This window comes from Kitasatospora sp. NPDC001225 (assembly GCF_053597855.1).
This window is the reverse complement of the sequence record NZ_JBSFJC010000026.1, coordinates 46,335-62,791: the sequence shown is the minus strand read 5'-3', so window position 1 is coordinate 62,791 and position 16,457 is coordinate 46,335. Positions and strand designations below refer to the sequence as shown.

General features: G+C 75.8%; 13 protein-coding genes. 12 read left to right on the top strand and 1 reads right to left on the bottom strand.

Translation table 11 applies throughout. From position 1 onward, the window contains the following. The first annotated feature begins 72 nt into the window (after window positions 1-72). The 4 genes from mca to ACWDCZ_RS11870 all read left to right on the top strand — a co-directional run bounded on the left by mca (window position 73) and on the right by ACWDCZ_RS11870 (window position 3,961). Window positions 73-978: a mycothiol conjugate amidase Mca gene (mca, locus tag ACWDCZ_RS11885; protein ID WP_449812158.1), complete on the top strand. Its 906-nt coding sequence runs from the start codon at window positions 73-75 to the stop codon at window positions 976-978. Window positions 979-1,027: 49 nt separating this feature from the next. Beyond that, on the top strand, window positions 1,028-1,219 hold the full coding sequence (locus tag ACWDCZ_RS11880) for a hypothetical protein (RefSeq protein WP_049654716.1): 192 nt from the start codon (window positions 1,028-1,030) through the stop codon (window positions 1,217-1,219). A 162-nt stretch (window positions 1,220-1,381) separates the two neighbouring features. Then, window positions 1,382-2,728, top strand: a complete 1,347-nt coding sequence (locus ACWDCZ_RS11875; protein ID WP_449815858.1) for a sensor histidine kinase — start codon at window positions 1,382-1,384, stop codon at window positions 2,726-2,728. A 315-nt stretch (window positions 2,729-3,043) separates the two neighbouring features. Continuing rightward, window positions 3,044-3,961, top strand: a complete 918-nt coding sequence (locus ACWDCZ_RS11870) for an ArsR/SmtB family transcription factor (protein ID WP_380743408.1) — start codon at window positions 3,044-3,046, stop codon at window positions 3,959-3,961. A gap of 41 nt (window positions 3,962-4,002) precedes the next feature. On the opposite strand, the gene ACWDCZ_RS11865 is transcribed toward ACWDCZ_RS11870, so the two are convergent. Further along, window positions 4,003-4,650, bottom strand: coding sequence for a response regulator (locus tag ACWDCZ_RS11865; protein WP_049659617.1), 648 nt, complete (start codon window positions 4,648-4,650; stop codon window positions 4,003-4,005). Window positions 4,651-4,864: 214 nt separating this feature from the next. Between ACWDCZ_RS11865 and lanKC the strand changes: the two genes are divergently transcribed. The 8 genes from lanKC (at window position 4,865) to ACWDCZ_RS11825 (ending at window position 16,351) form a co-directional block, all read left to right on the top strand. Then, a complete protein-coding gene (gene lanKC / locus ACWDCZ_RS11860) occupies window positions 4,865-7,432 on the top strand; it encodes a class III lanthionine synthetase LanKC (RefSeq protein ID WP_449815857.1) in 2,568 nt (855 codons plus the stop codon). A 2-nt stretch (window positions 7,433-7,434) separates the two neighbouring features. Beyond that, window positions 7,435-7,524, top strand: coding sequence for a class III lanthipeptide (locus ACWDCZ_RS11855; RefSeq protein ID WP_220450056.1), 90 nt, complete (start codon window positions 7,435-7,437; stop codon window positions 7,522-7,524). Between the two features lie 50 nt (window positions 7,525-7,574). Then, window positions 7,575-7,664, top strand: coding sequence for a class III lanthipeptide (locus tag ACWDCZ_RS11850; protein WP_198959315.1), 90 nt, complete (start codon window positions 7,575-7,577; stop codon window positions 7,662-7,664). 391 nt (window positions 7,665-8,055) lie between these two features. Next, window positions 8,056-10,005, top strand: a complete 1,950-nt coding sequence (locus tag ACWDCZ_RS11845; RefSeq protein ID WP_449815856.1) for an FtsX-like permease family protein — start codon at window positions 8,056-8,058, stop codon at window positions 10,003-10,005. Beyond that, entirely contained in the window at window positions 10,002-11,276 is a 1,275-nt protein-coding gene (locus tag ACWDCZ_RS11840) for an MFS transporter (RefSeq protein WP_049659081.1), read from the top strand. The genes ACWDCZ_RS11845 and ACWDCZ_RS11840 overlap by 4 nt, the downstream gene beginning before the upstream one ends. Beyond that, window positions 11,269-13,404 carry a prolyl oligopeptidase family serine peptidase gene (locus ACWDCZ_RS11835; RefSeq protein ID WP_449815855.1) on the top strand — a complete coding sequence of 712 codons (2,136 nt, stop codon included), beginning with the start codon at window positions 11,269-11,271 and terminating at the stop codon, window positions 13,402-13,404. Before ACWDCZ_RS11840 ends, ACWDCZ_RS11835 begins: the two co-directional genes overlap by 8 nt. 35 nt (window positions 13,405-13,439) lie before the next feature. Continuing rightward, on the top strand, window positions 13,440-14,267 hold the full coding sequence (locus ACWDCZ_RS11830; protein WP_079271858.1) for an ABC transporter ATP-binding protein: 828 nt from the start codon (window positions 13,440-13,442) through the stop codon (window positions 14,265-14,267). A 41-nt stretch (window positions 14,268-14,308) separates the two neighbouring features. Further along, on the top strand, window positions 14,309-16,351 hold the full coding sequence (locus ACWDCZ_RS11825; RefSeq protein ID WP_449815854.1) for a thioredoxin domain-containing protein: 2,043 nt from the start codon (window positions 14,309-14,311) through the stop codon (window positions 16,349-16,351). Window positions 16,352-16,457: the final 106 nt, after the last annotated feature.

Genomic DNA, 16,457 nt, shown 5'->3' with positions numbered 1-16,457 from the left:
GTGAGCGGTTCGTACGGTGGGCAGACCCGGACTTCGCGGAACGCCCGACAAGTGTGGAAGGAACGCAAGGCGTTGACTGAGCAGTTGCGACTGATGGCGGTGCACGCCCACCCGGACGACGAGTCCAGCAAGGGCGCGGCCACCATGGCCATGTACGTCGAGCAGGGCGTGGACGTGCTGGTGGCCACCTGCACGGGGGGCGAGCGCGGGTCGGTCCTCAACCCCAAGCTCCAGGGGGACCCGTACATCGAGGAGAACATCCACGAGGTGCGCCGCAAGGAGATGGACGAGGCGCGGGCGATCCTCGGCGTCGACCAGGCCTGGCTGGGCTTCGTCGACTCCGGGCTGCCCGAGGGGGACCCGCTGCCCCCGCTGCCCGAGGGCTGCTTCGCCCTCCAGGACGTCGAGGCGGCGGCGGAGCCGCTGGTCCGGCTGATCCGCGAGTTCAAGCCGCAGGTCATCACGACCTACGACGAGAACGGCGGCTACCCGCACCCGGACCACATCATGACCCACAAGATCACCATGCTGGCCTTCGACGCCGCGGGTGACCCGGACGCCTACCCGGAGGCCGGCGAGCCCTGGCAGCCGCTGAAGCTGTACTACAACCACGGCTTCCCGATGGGCCGCATCCGGGCCCTGCACGAGTACCTCACCGAGCACGGCCACGAGTCGCCGTACGGCGAGTGGATCGAGGGCTGGGAGAAGAGCGGCCGCAAGGAGCGCGAGATCACCACCCGGGTCCGCTGCGGCGACTGGTTCGAGACCCGCGACCGCGCGCTGATCGCCCACGCGACCCAGATCGACCCGGACGGCCCGTGGTTCCGCGTCCCGCTGGAGGTCCAGCGTGAGGTCTGGCCCACCGAGGACTACGAGCTCGCCCGTACCCTGGTCGACGTCGACCTGCCGGAGGACGACCTGTTCGCCGGCCTGCGCACCCCCACGCCGGCGGCCGAGGCCGCCGACACGCGCGACTGAACCACCCCCCGATGGCCCGGCTCCCCGTGAGCCGGGCCACCATAGAGATATGAGCGCCTCCGTGAACCTCGTCAATCTCGCCGCTGACCTCGCCGTCGACGACGCCAAGGTCACCCCCGGCCTCCTCGGCTTCGTCGTCTTCGCCGCCCTCGGCGTCGCGACCTGGTTCCTGGCCAAGTCGATGAACCGGCAGTTCAAGAAGGTCGACTTCGTCGAGGAGCCGGAGGGCCCGAAGGAGTGAGCCGTCGGCCGGTCCCCCGTGGGGGCCGGCCTTCTTCGGAACCGGCTGGGGCCCGTCTTCGGTGAGAGCCGTCCGCGGGCCCGCCTTCGGTGAAGCGTCCGCGGGGTCCGTCTTCGGTGAAGCCGTCCTGGCGGGCCGTCAGGCTTCGTAGGATCCCGAACCATGACGTGGTCGTGGCACACCGTGGTGCGCAGGGCGGGGTACGGAACGGCGGCGGCGGGGGTGCTGGCGGCCGCGCTGGCCGGGTCGGGGGACCCGGGGCCGCTGATCGTCGGCTCCGGCGCGGTGGCGGTGGTGGCCGGGCTGTTCCCGGTGCTCTGGGCCCCGGGGCGGGTCGGCGCGGTGGGCCCCTCGGTGCTGGCCGCCTGCGCGGTGTCGCTGCTGGTGACGGCCGGCTACCGGGGGCCGGCGTCCGGCGGCATCGAGTTGTGGTGGCTGCTGGAGGCCGTCGCGCTGCTCGTGCCGGTCGTCCCCGCGGTGCGCAGGCTGTCCCCGGCCGCCGCCTTCGGCCACGGCACGCTGCTGGTGGCGGCGGTGGCGCTGCTGCCGCTGCGGATCGCCCTCTGGGCCGAGCCGCCGGCCCCGCCCGTGGTGACCGTCAAGCTCTGCCTGGGCTCGGCCCTGCTGGCCTGCGTGGTGGTCGGGGTCGGCCGCTACCTGCGCTCGATGGACACCCGCGCGCGGGCGGCGGTGGTGGCCGAACGGCGGGCGCAGCGCCTGGACCTGGCCCGAGACCTGCACGACTTCGCCGCGCACGACGTCACCGGGGTGGTGGTGCTGGCCCAGGCCGCGCAGGTGCTGGCCCAGAAGGACCCGGGGCGGGTGGTCGAGCTGCTGGCGGGGATCGAGGCGGCCGGCCGGCAGGCACTGGTCACCATGGACCGGACCGTCCAGGTCTTCACGGCGGACGACGCCGATCCGGAGCCGCGCGGGTCCGGGGCGGTCGCGACGGCCGACCGGGGCGCGGGGCGGGCGGCGGTGGGAGGAGCCGGTGCGCGCAGTCTGCGCCGTGACCTGAGCGAACTGCCCGCGCTGGCCGAGCGGTTCACCCGCAGCGGTTCCGCGCGGGTGCGGCTGGAGGCCCCCGCGGAGGCCGAACTGGCGGCGGTGCCGGCGGCGATCAGCGGGCTCGGTTACCGGCTGGTGGTGGAGGCGCTGACGAACGTCCGACGGCACGCGCCCGGGGCCCGGGAGGTGGCGATCGAGGTCGGCCCGGACCGGTGCGGCGGGCGGCCGGCGTTGCGCGTCACGGTCACCGACGACGGGGCGCCGGACGGGGCCGGGGGCTCCGGCGGTGCGGACGGCGGCGTGGGTGGCACGGGCGGCGCGGGCGGTGTCGGCGTCGGGCTCGGCGGGGCCGAGCGGGAGGGCGGCGGCTTCGGCCTCGCGGGCCTGCGGGAGCGGGTGGAGGCGGCCGGCGGCGAGCTGACGGTCGGGCCGGGGCCGGAGGGCGGCTGGCGGGTCGACGCGGTGCTGCCGACGGAGGGTGTGGCGGGACTCGGGGGCTGATCGGGCGGGGTGGTTCCGTCGGGGCCGTTCGGAGGGCTGATTCGAGCCCGCTGACGGGTCCATCCAGGCCATTCGGCACATCCGGAGGCGCCGATTTCGGCGTTCTCGACGATCAAATGGGCCGATCGGCCGATGGCGACGCGCCTCGCGGGCGGGCAAGGATGTCGGTGCGGCGATCAGGGTGCGGGGTTCCCCTGGGCCGTCCCGATGCATGAACCCCGATCGGGGGATCAGTCTGTGATTCGCATTGCGATGTCCGCCGAGGATCTGGCTCGTGTACGAATTGCTGGGAATGTCGACCAGGAGATGGAGGCGGTGCTGGCACTGGAGGCGTGGCGGAGCGGCGGGGAGTTCTTCCGCCCCTGGCAGCGGGCCGTCCGCGGGCAATTGGCGCGGCAGCCGGTGCTGGCCGAGCGGCTGCGGCGCCTTTCGGGAGCCAACGGTGGTTTCCGGGACGTACTGCGGGTGTGGGCGAATGGCCGGATCGTGTCGTCCGGTCGCGGCGCCGAATCGGTGGTCCAGCGGGCCGACGTCGCGGCGGCGGTCCGCGAGTTCCACCGGGTGGCGCTGCAGCCCTGCTGGGCGGACGTCCGGTCCCGGCTGGAGGCGGAGCGGGACGCCCGCCGCCAGATCGCCGGCCGCGGCGGGGTGGACGCGCTGCTCGGCACGCTGCACCCGCGGATCCGCTGGACCGCCCCGGTGCTGGAGATCCCCGCCGAGCGGGACGTCGAACTCACCCTCGACGGGCGGGGGTTGCGGCTGGCCCCGTCGCTCTTCCTGCAGGGTGCCGGGGTGGTGCTCCGGCCCCGGCACGGGGAGCCCGAGGAGGCTCCGACGCTGCTCTTCGCGATGCGTCCCGACCGGATCGGCCTCCCCGTGCCCGTGGGGGCGCGGGAGGCGGCGGAGAGCGCGGGCCGGGGCGGGGAGGAGTCGCTGGCGGCCCTGGTCGGCCGGACCAGGGCCGCGGCCCTGCAGGCCCTGCTGGACGGCTGTACCACCGGCGAGTTGGCGGGGCGGCTCGGAGTGACGGCCTCGGCGGTCAGCCAGCACACCGCCGTGCTGAGGGCGTCCGGGCTGATCGACACCCGGCGCTGCGGCAACGGCGTGCTGCACACCGTCACCCCGCTGGGTCGGGCACTGCTGCGCGGCGAGGCCCCGTCGGGCGGGGAGGGGCGGCCCCTCGGCGGCGCGGCCCCGCGGTGGATCGGGGACCGTCGGCGGGCGCTGCGATGAGCGGCCGGTGCGGCCGGCGGCGGCCGAGCGGGCGGGCCCGCTCAGCCGCGCTCGGTCAGGCCCGACTCCCAGGCCCAGGTGGCGATGCCCACCCGGTTGCGGGCCTTCAACTTGCGCTGGAGGTTGGCCAGGTGGGTCTTGACGGTGCTCAGCGAGATGAACAGCTCGGCGCCGATGTCGGAGTTGGTCAGCCCCTCGGCGACCAGGACGGCGATCTCCTCCTCGCGGCTGGTCAGTGGCTCGACGGGGGAGCGGTCGACCCGGCGCGGGCCGGTGAAGCGGTGCAGCAGGCGGGTGGTGATCTGCGGGCTGATCAGCGAGTCGCCGACCACCGCCGAGCGGATCGCCTCGGCGAGCAGCGCGGGCCCCGAGTGCTTGAGCAGGAAGCCGCAGGCGCCGTTGCGCAGCGCGGTGTGCACGTACTCGTCGAGGTCGAAGGTGGTCACCACCACGACCTTCACCTCCGGGGTGATGCCGGCCAGCCGGCGGGTGACCTCCAGCCCGTCCAGCTCCGGCATCCGGATGTCGACCAGCAGGACGTCCGGCCGCAGGGTGCGGACGGCCTCCAGGGCCTCCAGGCCGTCCGCGGCCTCGGCCACGACCTCCATGTCGGGCTGGGCCGCCAGGATGTGCCGGAACCCCTGGCGGACGCTCGCCTGGTCGTCGGCGATCACGACACGCGTCTTCATGGCGTCATGATCGCACGGGCTTTCGGCGCCCCCGAAGTGAAGGCCGGGATTCCGCCTGGTATGCGCCGGATTCAGTTTCCGCTTAACACCGTTGTCACATGACGGGGAGTCCGGGAAGGATGGTTCCTGTCGGAACGGGGAGTCGGAGCTTCGAAGGTTCCGGCGGAAACCGGAATTCGGTTCAGCGGATATTCGAAAGGGGGCGGACGGCGAAGTGGACGCGAAATACGAGTCGTATGCGATAGCCGACCCGGTGTGGTACGACGCCCTGGAGCGGTGTGACGACCGGGCCTCCCGGTTCACACCGGGCGGGGGCGCGCTGCCCGAGGGCTGGCGCGGCCGCACCCAGGGTGTGTGGGAGGTGCTGGCGCCTTCCGGCGCCCCGCAGCTGCCGGAACAGGGCTGGAAGGTCCACGTCAGCGCCACGCCCGAATCCGCCGAGGAGACGATCGAGACGGCCTGGCGCGTCTGCCGCCGGCTCGGGCTGCCCTGGAAGTACCTGCGCAGCCGGCTGGTGGTCGCGGTGACGAACGCCAAGTACGCCGACCGGTCCGCCAGCGGCAAGGTCGTCACCGTCTACCCGAGGACGGCCGAGGAACTGGAGACCGTCCTCGCCGAGCTGGAGGGAGCGCTGGGCGGCCGCCCCGGTCCGTACGTCCTGTCCGACCTGCGGTGGAACCAGGGCCCGGTATCGGTGCGCTACGGGGGCTTCGCCCTGATGTGGTGCGAGCTGCCGGACGGCACCAGGGTGCCCGCGGTGAAGGACCCGGACGGCCGGCTGGTGCCGGACGCCCGGCGCCCGCGCTTCACCGTCCCGGAGTGGGCCTCCACCCCGGACTTCCTGGCCGCGCGGATCGCCGCGGCCGCCGACGACGCGGGAGCCGGCCTCGGCCGCTACCGGGTGGTCAAGGCGCTGCACTTCTCCAACGCCGGCGGGGTCTACCTCGCCGAGGACGAGGGCGGCCGACAGGTCGTCATCAAGGAGGCCCGCCCGCACGCCGGGCTGGACGCCTCGGAGACGGACGCGGTGGCCCGGCTGCTGGTCGAGCGGGACGCCCTGGAGCGGCTCGGCCACCTGCCGTTCGTGCCGGAGCTGTACGAGTACTTCACCAGCTGGGAGCACCACTACCTGGTGATGGAGTACATCCCCGGCGAGTCCTTCAGCGCCTGGCTGGGCCGGGAGTACCCGCTCACCCGGCACCGGCCGGACGCCCGGGCGCTGGCCGACTTCGCGGGGCTCGCGGTCACCCGGCTCGCGCTGGTCGAGGAGTGCGTCGCGGCGCTGCACCGGGAGGGGGTGGCCTTCGGGGACCTCCACCACCGCAACATCATGATCCGCCCGGACGGCACCGTCGCCCTGATCGACTTCGAACTCTCGACGCCGCTGGACACCCCGCGCCGACGCACCCTCGGGGCACCCGGCTTCACCGACCCGGAGATCACCGACGCCCGCGAGGCCGACCTGTTCGCGCTCGGCTGCTGCCAGCTCGCCGCCTTCGTCGCGCTGACCACGCTCACCAGGCGCAACCCGGCCGTCGTCGGCGGGCTGCTGGACCTCGTCGCGGAGTGCTTCCCGACGGTGCCCGCCGGCTTCGCCGAACGGATGACGGGGCGGCTCGCCCTCTCCCCGGCACTGCGCCCCCACCTCGGGGCCCGGCCCGCGGCCGGTGCCCGGGCGGAGCTCACCGCCGCGGCCCTGCTGCGCGGCATCGACGCGGCGGCGACCCCGGAGCGGGAGGACCGCCTCCACCCCGGCGACGTGGCCGGGCTGCGCCCCGGCGGCGCGCTCGGGCTGGCGTACGGTTCCTCCGGCGTGCTCCTCGCCCGGCACCTGGCCGGGGCCGCACCGGGCGGGGAACAGCTGGACTGGCTCGCCGCCGCCGTGCGGCGCGCCCCCGCGGACACGCCCGTCGGGCTGTACGACGGGTTGGCCGGAGCCGGCTGGCTGTTCCACCGGCTCGGGCACCCGGACGCCGCGAACGTGGTGGACCGGCTGCTGGCCGGCCCGCCGCCCTCCTCGCTCGGCCTGTACGGCGGCCTGACGGGCGTCGCCCAGCTGCTGCTGGAGGCCGGAGCGACGGACGAGGCGCTCGCCCTGGCCGCCAAGGCCGCCGGGCGGATCGGTGAGGCCGGGCTGCTGGACCGCCCGGGTCTGCTGCGCGGCTGGTCCGGACCGGCGGTGCTGTTCGCCCGCTGCGCCCGCCTCACCGGCGACACGGCCTGGGCCGAGGCCGCCGAACGCGCCGTCCGCTGCGACCTGCGGCACGGCCGGCTGGTCGACGACATGCTGCAGACGTACAGCTCGGGCCGGCTGCTGCCGTACCTGGCGGAGGGCTCGGCCGGAGTGGCGCTCGCCGTCCTGGCCCTGCCCGCCGCGCAGGCCGAAGCCCTCGACGCCGAGCGGGTGCTGGAGGCCGCGGCCCGGGCCGGCGCGGTCCGCGTGGTCGTCCAGGGCGGGCTGTTCAACGGCCGCGCCGGGCTCGCCTACACCCTGTTCCAGGTCGCCGCCCGCCTGCCGCGCTGGCGGGCCGAGGCGGAGGAGCAACTCCGGCTGGTGGACCTCCACCTGGCCCCCCATCAGGACGGCAGCGTCCTGCACGGGGACCAGCTGATCCGGCTCTCCACCGACCTGGCCACCGGCTCCGCCGGCGCCCTGCTGGCGCTGGCCGCCGCCAAGAGCCCCGGGCAGTGCCTGCTCCCTGGCGCCCACCCCGTCCACGGGTGGACGCCGGAGCGGGCCGAGCCCGGTACCCCGTCCCGGCGAGACGACGAGGGGAGGTGACTGTGATGGCCAACATCCTGGCGCTTCAGGAGCTCGACGAGGAGATCGTCGTCGACGCCCCGTTCAGCTCGGTCAGTGCGTTCAGCTGCTGATGTCCGTGGCCTGGTGCCGCGTTCCGGCGAGACGACGAGGGGAGGTGACTGTGATGGCCGACATTCTGGCGCTTCAGGAGCTCGACGAGGAGATCGTCGTCGACGCCCCGTTCAGCTCGCTCAGCTACTGGAGCTGCTGATCCCGGCAGCCCGGTGCCGTGTACCGGCGAGGCGGTGAGGAGGAGGTGATTGTGATGGCCGACATCCTGGCGCTTCAGGAGCTCGACGAGGAGATCGTCGTCGACGCCCCGTTCAGTTCGTACAGCGCGTTCAACTGCTGACCCCTGTGGCCCGGTGCCGCGTTCCGGCGAGACGGTGAGGAGGAGGTGATTGTGATGGCCGACATCCTGGCGCTTCAGGAGCTCGACGAGGAGATCGTCGTCGACGCCCCGTTCAGCTCGTACAGCGTGTTCAGCTGCTGACCCCCTGGGTCCGGCAGTACCGGGTGACAGAGAGGGGAAGGCCGCGGCACATGCGGCCTTCCCCGGCTCTGCATTCTGTTTACCGTTTTGGGGTGAGTTAACCGTGGCCGTGGCATCAGAACCGACTACCCGTCCGAGCGGACCGCTCGGCGCGCTGCGACTGTGCGTCGCCGAGGTACGGGCGTACCCGGGGCGGGTCATAGGTGTCGCGGTCGCCTGCGCGCTCACCGCCACCGGCGTGGGCGCCTGCCTGCTGCTGCTCGCGGCGGTCAGCGGCCCGTCCTACCCGGAGGGTTCGTCCGCCGCGGCGGCGGCCAAGGACGCGCAGAACCTGCTGGGCCTGCTGCTGACGATGCTGCTGATGTCGGCGGTGCTGGTGACGGGGTCGACGGTCGCGCTCTGGACCAACCAGCGGCTCGGGCAGTTCGCCGTGCTGCGCGCCCTCGGGGTGACGGCCGGCCGGCTGCGGGCCCTGGTCGTCGCGGACGTCGCGCTGGTCGCGCTGGCCCCCTCCGCCGTCGCCGCGGTGGCCGGGACGGTCCCGGTGGCCGGGTTCGGCCGGCGCCTGCTGATCGAGCGCGAGCTGTTCCCCGCCGCGGTCGACCTGCCCTCCGCCGGGCAGACCTGGGCGATCGCGATCGGCGCCTGCCTCGGCACCTGCGCGGTCGCGGTGCTGGCCGCGCTGGCCAGCGTGCTGGCGGCCGGCCGGGTCCAGCCGATCGACCTCCTCAAGGACCAGTCGCTGGCCCTGGCCCCGCCCCGCCGCAACGTCGGCCGGCTGGTGGCGGGCATCGCCATGGTCCTGATGCTCTGCGGGCCGCTCGTGGCCCTGATGGTCGTGATGGACCTGCCGCCGGTGCTCCAGGGCGCGCTGGTGATGGGCCTGGCCACGGCCGTCATCCCCACGCTCGCGGTGCTCGCGCCCTGGTTCGTGCCGCTGCTCGTCGGCCCCTGCTGCGCGGTGCTGCTGCTGCTCGACCGCAAGGCCGGCCGGATCGCCGCCGCGGGGCTGCGGGCCGCGCCCGCCCGGACGGCCGCGATCGCGGTGCCCGTCCTGCTGGCCGTCGGCACCGTGGTCTGCCTGCTCGGTTCGGGGGCCACCATCGGGGCCGCCGTGCAGCAGCAGACCGAGCAGGCGCTGCGGGCCGACGCGGTGGTGACGGCCGAGCCGGGCCACCAGCTGCCCGCCCGGCCCGCCGGCCTGCCCGGCGGGACGGCCGTCGCGCCGATCGCGACCAAGGTGACCGCGCCGCCCAGCTTCTACGACGACAAGCCCAAGCCCACCCGCGCCTGGGGCGTCGACGGGGCGGCCCTGCGGAGCGCCCTGGACCTCGGCGAACAGCAGGGCCGGCTGGACGAGTTGGCTCCCGGCACGTTCGCCGCGGGCAGCACCGAGGCCACCGCGCGCCACTGGAAGCTCGGCCAGGACGTCACCTTCACGCTCGCCGACGGACAGCAGGCGCAGCTGCGGCTCGTCGCCGTCTACCAGCGGGACCTGGCCTTCCCCTCGTACGTCCTCCCCGCCGACCTCGCCCTCGAACACACCCCGGCCCCGTACGCCGACCGGGTGCTGCTCCGCGGTGACCCGGGCGCCTGGGAGCTCCGGCCCGGCCAGCGGCTCGCCACGCGGGCCGACTACCTGGCCCACCTGCGGCCGCGCAACGTGCAGGACGACATGGCCTCCCGGCTGATCGTCGCCGTGGTGGGCGGGTACGCGCTGCTCGCCCTCGCCAACACCTGCGCCATCGCCCAGCGGGACCGCCGTTCCCAGCGCGCCCACCTGCGGGCCCTCGGCCTCGGCCGCGGGCAGCTGCTGCGCTGCGTGGTGTACGAGGTGCTGGCCTCGGCGCTGGTCGGGACGGTCCTGGCGGTGGCGACGGCCGGGATCTGCCTGGTGCCGCTGGCCCGGGCCGTCGGGCAGGGGGCGCTGCCCGCCCTGGACGTGCCGTGGACGGTCGGCGTCCTGGTCGGGGTGCTGGTCGCCACCGCCGTCCCGGCGGCGCTGGCGGCCCGTCCGCTGCGCGGCATCCGGCGACAGTTCGCGACGGGGTCGGCGTGAGCGCGGCGGCCGCCGGAGGGCTGGGGCGGTCGTTCTGGCTGCTCTACGGCGGCGAGTCCGCCTCGGCCCTGGGCACCGCCGCCTCGGTGATCGCCCTCCCGGTGGTCGCGCTGCGGGCCGGCGGTGACATCCGGCAGGCCGGACTGGCCGGTACGGCGCTCTCCGTCGGGGTGCTGCTGGCCCGGCTGCCGGCCGGCGTCCTCGCCGACCGCCGCGAGCGGCGGACGGTGCTGCTGACCGGCAACGCGGCCGGCGCACTCGTCCTGGCCGCGCTGGCCCTGTCGGCCTCCGGCGGCATGCCGCCGCTGTGGGCGGTGCTGGTCGCCGCCCTGCTGCTCGGCGCGGTGGGCAGCACCCTGGCACCCGTCGAGAACGTGGTGGTGCGGTGCTTCGTGCGGCCCGAGCACCTTCCCCGCGCGGTCGGCCTGCTGCAGAGCAGGACGGCCGTCGCGGCGATGGCCGGCCCGGTGGCCGGCGGTGCGCTGCTGGCCGTCCACCCGTCCTGGGTGTTCGCCGTCGACGCCGGCAGCTACCTGGCGGCCGTCTGCTGCGTGGCACTGCTGCCGAAGGGGAGGCGGGAGCGCCCCGGGGACGAGCCGGCCGCGCCCGGCGTCCGGGCCGCGCTGGCCGAAGGCGTCCGGTTCATCTGGCGGGTGCCCTTCCTGCGCTACGCGGTGGTCAACGCGGCCGTGCTCAACCTGGTGTTCAACGGGCTGCTGATCGTGGTGGTGGCCTCGGGCGGGGGCGCCGTGCACATCGGGGTGCTGACCGCGGCCCTGGGCACCGGCGGGCTGGCCGGATCGCTGCTCGCACCGGCGCTGGCCCGGCGGCTGCCGCCCGCCCGGGGCATCGCCCTCGGCACGGCCGTGGTCGCGCTCGCCCTGCCCGGCTTCACCCTGGCCCAGGGGCACTGGACGGCGGTCCTTCCGCTGGCCCTCGCCGCGGCCGCCGGGCCGGTGGTCACCGTGCTGATCGCGGTCACCCAGATGGAGGTGACCCCGCCGGGTCTGCAGGGCCGGGTGCACAGCGGCATCGGCTTCCTCGCCCAACTGGTCGCGCCCGCCGGGCCGACCCTCGCGGGCCTGTGCGCCCACGCGTTCGGACTGACCGGCACGGTGGCCGGCGCGGCCGTGGTCGTGGTGGTCCTCGCCGCGGTCGGGCTGGCCGCCACCGCGGGCCGGACCGGTGGTGGGCCCGCCGCCGGTCCGACCGGGGCCGGGGGTGCCCCGGAACGACGGAACGACAACCCCGCGGAGGCCGTCCATGGCTGACCTCGACCACCGGGCCGTGCCCCCCGGGCCGGCGGCGCCGAACCCCGTGCCGGCGGACCTGCACCTCACGCCGGCGGACCCGTACCGCTGGCTGGAGGAGGCGGACACCCCGCGCACCCGGGCCTGGCTCACCGAGCAGCGGCGCCTGCTGGCCGCCCGCCCGCAGCGCTCCGACGAGCCCGCCTGGGCCGCCCTGCTCGACCGGGTGGAACGGGAGACGCCCGACCGGACGCCCACCCCGCCCGCCGAGGCCGGCGGCCTGCTCTTCCGCCACGAACGCGGCCCGGACGGCGACGTCCTGACCGTCCGGCACCCCGACGGCACCCGTCGGACGCCCACCGAGGGCGTCGTCGGCCCCGGCGACCGGATCGCCGGCTGGCAGCCCGAGCCGCACGGCCGGTTCATCGCCGTCCAACTGCACCGGGACGGAGCCGAGAACGGCGGCCTGCACCTGCTCCCCACCCGCCCGGGCGACCGGCCCCACCACCTGCCCGACGCGGCCCCGTACGCCACCCTCGCCTTCACCGGCGAGGCGCTGGTGTACACCGCCGGCACCCGCACCGAGCACACCCTGGCGGCCCGCCACCCGGACGGCGGCCCGGCCCGTCGGCTCGCCCTGCCGGTGCCCGGCCCGGTCCGGCTCACCCTCCACGGCGGTCCCGGCGGGAACCTGCTGCTGCGCACCCGCCCGCAGCCGTCCGGCCCGGCGCGCTGGTGGGCCACCCGGTGGACCGGCCGGGCGGTGCCCGACTGGCAGCCGCTCGACCTCGACGGACGGCGGGTCACCGCCCTGGACCTGAACGAGACGGTCTGCTTCCTCGCCGCCGACGAGCTGCTCGCGCTGGACCTGGACGAGCTGGCCCGGGGCGCCACCGGGCGGCCCGCCGTGGTCGCGCCGCCCGCCGTCGGTGAACCGCCCGCCGTCGGTGAACCGCCCGCCGCCGGTGAAGCACAGGCGGGCCCGGTCACCGCCCTGCGGGTGCTCGGCCCCGGCCGGAGGCCCGGCCTGGCGCTGCTCCGCCGGCTGGGGACCACCCACCGGCTCGACCTGCACCGGCCGGGCGGTATACCGGGTGGGGAACCCGGCGGGGCGCCGGTTGAGGTACCTGGCGGCGGCGCCACCGCACTGCACTGGCCCGCCCGGCTGCGCCTCGGCGCCACCCCGTACGACCGGCACGGGCGGGTCGGCGGGTCGGTCTGGCTGCTCGCCGACGACCCCCGGTACGGCACCTGGACCAGGAGCCTGGACGGCTCCGGCCCGGTCGAACCCCCCGAGCGCCGCGCCGCGCTGCGCACCCTCACCGCCATCGGCCGGGACGGCGCGCCCGTCCCGGTGACGGTCTGCGACCCCGGGCCGCGGGACCGCGGCCGTCCCGCGCCGACCCTGCTCACCGTCTACGGGGGCTTCGGCCTCCCGCTGGAACCCTCCTGGGACCCGGCCATGGAGGCCTGGCTGCGGGCCGGCGGCCGGATCGCCTGGGTGCACGCGCGCGGCGGCGGCGAGCTCGGCCCCGCCTGGGCGGCCGCCGGCCGGGGCCCCGGCAAGAGCGCCACCGTGGACGACTTCCGGGCCGCCGCCGCGATGCTGGTCGAACACGGCGAGGCCCCGGCCGGCGGGCTGGGCGCACTGGCCGCCAGCAACGGGGCGCTGGTGGTCGCCGCCGCGCTCACCCGGGAGCCCGGTCTGCTGTCCGCCGCGGTGTGCGTGGCCCCGCTCACCGACCTGGCCCGCTACCAGGTCGGCGGCCTCGGCCGGCTCTGGGCGGAGGAGTACGGCGATCCGGCCGACCCGCGGGCGCTGCGGGCGCTGCTCGACTACTCCCCGTACCACCGGGTGGTGCCCGGGACGGCCTACCCGGCGGTGCTGCTCGCCACCGGGGCGAACGACGCACGGGTGCCGCCCTGGCACGCCTGGAAGCTCTGCGCGGCGCTCGGACGGGCCTCCACCGGGGCGGCACCGGTCCTGCTCGACCACCACGACAGCGGCGGCCACCAGGGCCGTCCGGCCGCGGCCGGACGGGAGCTCGCGGTCCGCTCCCTCGCCCTGCTGGCCGCCGGCACCGGCCTGCTGCCACCCGCCGACCTGCCCGCCGGTCCGCCCGGCCCCCGGCCCAGACCGCAGTCCTGACCTCAGCCCGTGTCCAACCGAGGAGAGCACCACCGATGACCGAGCCCCAGTCCCTCGCGGGAGGCCCGTCCCGTCCCGGAGGCCCCCGGGCCGCCGCGAACCACGCCCCGGCCGCCGCGTCGGCCGTCGACCTGACCAAGGTGCACGGGTCGGGCGACGCCCGGGTGGTGGCACTGGAGCGGGTCTCGGTGTCCTTCCGGGAGGGGGAGTTCGCGGCGATCATGGGCCCGTCCGGCTCCGGCAAGTCCACCCTGCTCCAGTGCCTCGCCGGACTGGAGTCCTGCACCTCGGGCGCCGCCCGGATCGGCGACACGGACCTCACCCGGCTGAGCGACGGCCAGCTGACCAGGCTCCGCCGCGACCACGTGGGCTTCGTCTTCCAGGCCTTCCACCTGATCCCCACCCTGACGGTGTCGGAGAACATCGCCCTGCCGCTGACGCTGGCCGGCCGCACCCCCGACCGGCAGTGGCTGGACACCCTGGTCGAGGCGGCCGGCCTCGGCGCCCGGCTCGGCCACCGCCCGGCCCAGCTCTCCGGCGGCCAGCAGCAGCGCGTCGCCTGCGTCCGGGCGCTGGCCGGCCGGCCCCGGATCGTCTTCGCCGACGAACCGACCGGCAACCTGGACTCCCGCTCCGCCGCCGAGATCCTCGCGCTGCTGCGCCGGTGCGTCCGGGAACTCGGCCAGACCGTCGTGATGGTCACCCACGACCCGGTGGCGGCCTCGTACGCCGACCGCGTCGTCTTCCTCGCCGACGGCCGCATCGTCGACGAACTCCTCGGCCCGACCCCCGACCAGGTGCTCGGGCGGATGCGCACCTTCGACGCCAACCTCGGCATCAGCTACTGGTCCGGACCGGCCTGACCTGCCGCGCGCCGACCGCCGGATGCGCGAGGATGGGGGGCATGCCGAACCGTCTCGCGGACGCGACCTCGCCGTACCTGCTCCAGCACGCCGACAACCCCGTGGACTGGTGGCCCTGGACGCCGGAGGCCTTCGACGAGGCGCGGCGCCGCGGTGTGCCCGTTCTGCTGTCGGTCGGTTACGCCGCGTGTCACTGGTGTCATGTCATGGCTCACGAGAGCTTCGAGGACGCCGGGCTCGCCGAGTACCTCAATGAGCGGTTCGTCGCGGTCAAGGTGGACCGGGAGGAGCGGCCGGACGTCGACGCCGTGTACATGGAGGCGGTGCAGGCCGCGACCGGGCAGGGCGGGTGGCCGATGACGGTGTTCCTCACGCCCGACAAGGAGCCGTTCTACTTCGGCACCTACTTCCCGCCGCAGCCCCGGCACGGGATGCCGTCCTTCCGGCAGGTGCTGGAGGGTGTGGAGGCCGCCTGGCGGGACCGGCGGGAGGAGGTCGGTGAGGTCGCCGGACGGATCCGGGCCGATCTCGCCCAGCGGGCCGCCGTGTACTCGGCCGGTGCCCACAACCCGCCCGGCGAGGCGGATCTGCACCAGGCGCTGGTGGCCCTCAGCCGGGACTTCGACCAGAGCCGTGGCGGCTTCGGCGGCGCGCCGAAGTTCCCGCCGGCCATGGTGCTGGAGTTCCTGCTGCGCCACCACGCCCGGACCGGCTCGGAGGCGGCCCTGGAGATGGCCGTCCGCACCGGTGAGGCGATGGCCCGCGGCGGCATCCACGACCAGCTCGGCGGCGGCTTCGCCCGGTACGCGGTGGACGCCGGCTGGGTGGTGCCGCACTTCGAGAAGATGCTGTACGACAACGCCCTGCTGCTGCGCGCCTACCTGCACCTGTGGCGGGCCACCGGATCGGCCCTGGCCCGCCGGGTCGCGCTCTCCACGGCGGACTTCCTGCTGCGCGAACTCCGCACGCCCGAGGGTGCGTTCGCCTCGGCCCTGGACGCCGACAGCCTGGACGAGGAGACCGGGCAGTCCGCCGAGGGCGCGTACTACGTGTGGGAGCCCGGCCAGCTGGTCGACCTGCTCGGCCCCGCCGACGCGGCCACCGCCGCCCGGCTGTTCACCGTCACCGCCGAGGGCACCTTCGAACACGGCACCTCGGTGCTCCAACTCCTCGCCGACCCCGAGGACTTCGCCGAGTACGAGACGATCCGGGCGCGGCTGGCCGAGGCCCGGGCGGCCCGCCCCGCCCCGGCCCGGGACGACAAGGTGGTCGCCGCCTGGAACGGCCTGGCCGTCGCCGCGCTCGCCGAGACCGGCGCGCTGCTGGACCGCCCCGACCTGGTCGAGGCCGCCGAACGCGCCGCCGACCTGCTGCTGGCCGTCCACCTCACCCCCGACGGCCGGCTGCTGCGCACCTCCCGGGACGGCCGGGCCGGTGCCAACGCCGGCGTGCTGGAGGACTACGCGGACACCGCCGAGGGCTTCCTCGCGCTGTACGCCGTCACCGGCGACGCCTCCTGGCTGCAGCTGGCGGGCGGCCTGCTCGACACCGTGCTCAAGCACTTCACCGACGAGGCCTCCGGCGCGCTGTACGACACCGCCGACGACGCCGAGGAGCTGATCCGCCGCCCGCAGGACCCGACCGACAACGCCACCCCGTCCGGCTGGACGGCCGCCGCCGGCGCCCTGCTCACGTACGCCGCGTACACCGGCTCCGACCGGCACCGCACGGCCGCCGAACGGGCCCTCGGTGTGGTCGGCGCCCTCGCCGGCCGGGCGCCGCGGTTCATCGGCTGGGGCCTCGCCGTCGCCGAGGCGCTGCTCGACGGGCCGCGCGAGGTCGCCGTGGTCGGCCCGGACGGCGACCCGGCCACGGCGGCGCTGCGACGGGCCGCGCTGCTCGGGACGGCGCCGGGAGCTGTGGTCGCGGTCGGCGCGCCCGGGGAGCCCGAGGTGCCGCTGCTGGCCGACCGGCCGCTGGTCGGCGGCGCCCCCGCGGCGTACGTCTGCCGGCACTTCGCCTGCGACGCCCCGACCACCGATCCGGCGGAACTGGCCGGGAAGCTGGGCGTGGCGGTCGAGTAGCGGGCGCCCCGGCGGGGGCGGGCAAGCCGTCGACGGTGGGGCGGGCAGGGGTTCGACGGCGGTCGGATAATCGTTGGCGAGCGGGGTCCGGCCAGGGCCACCATGG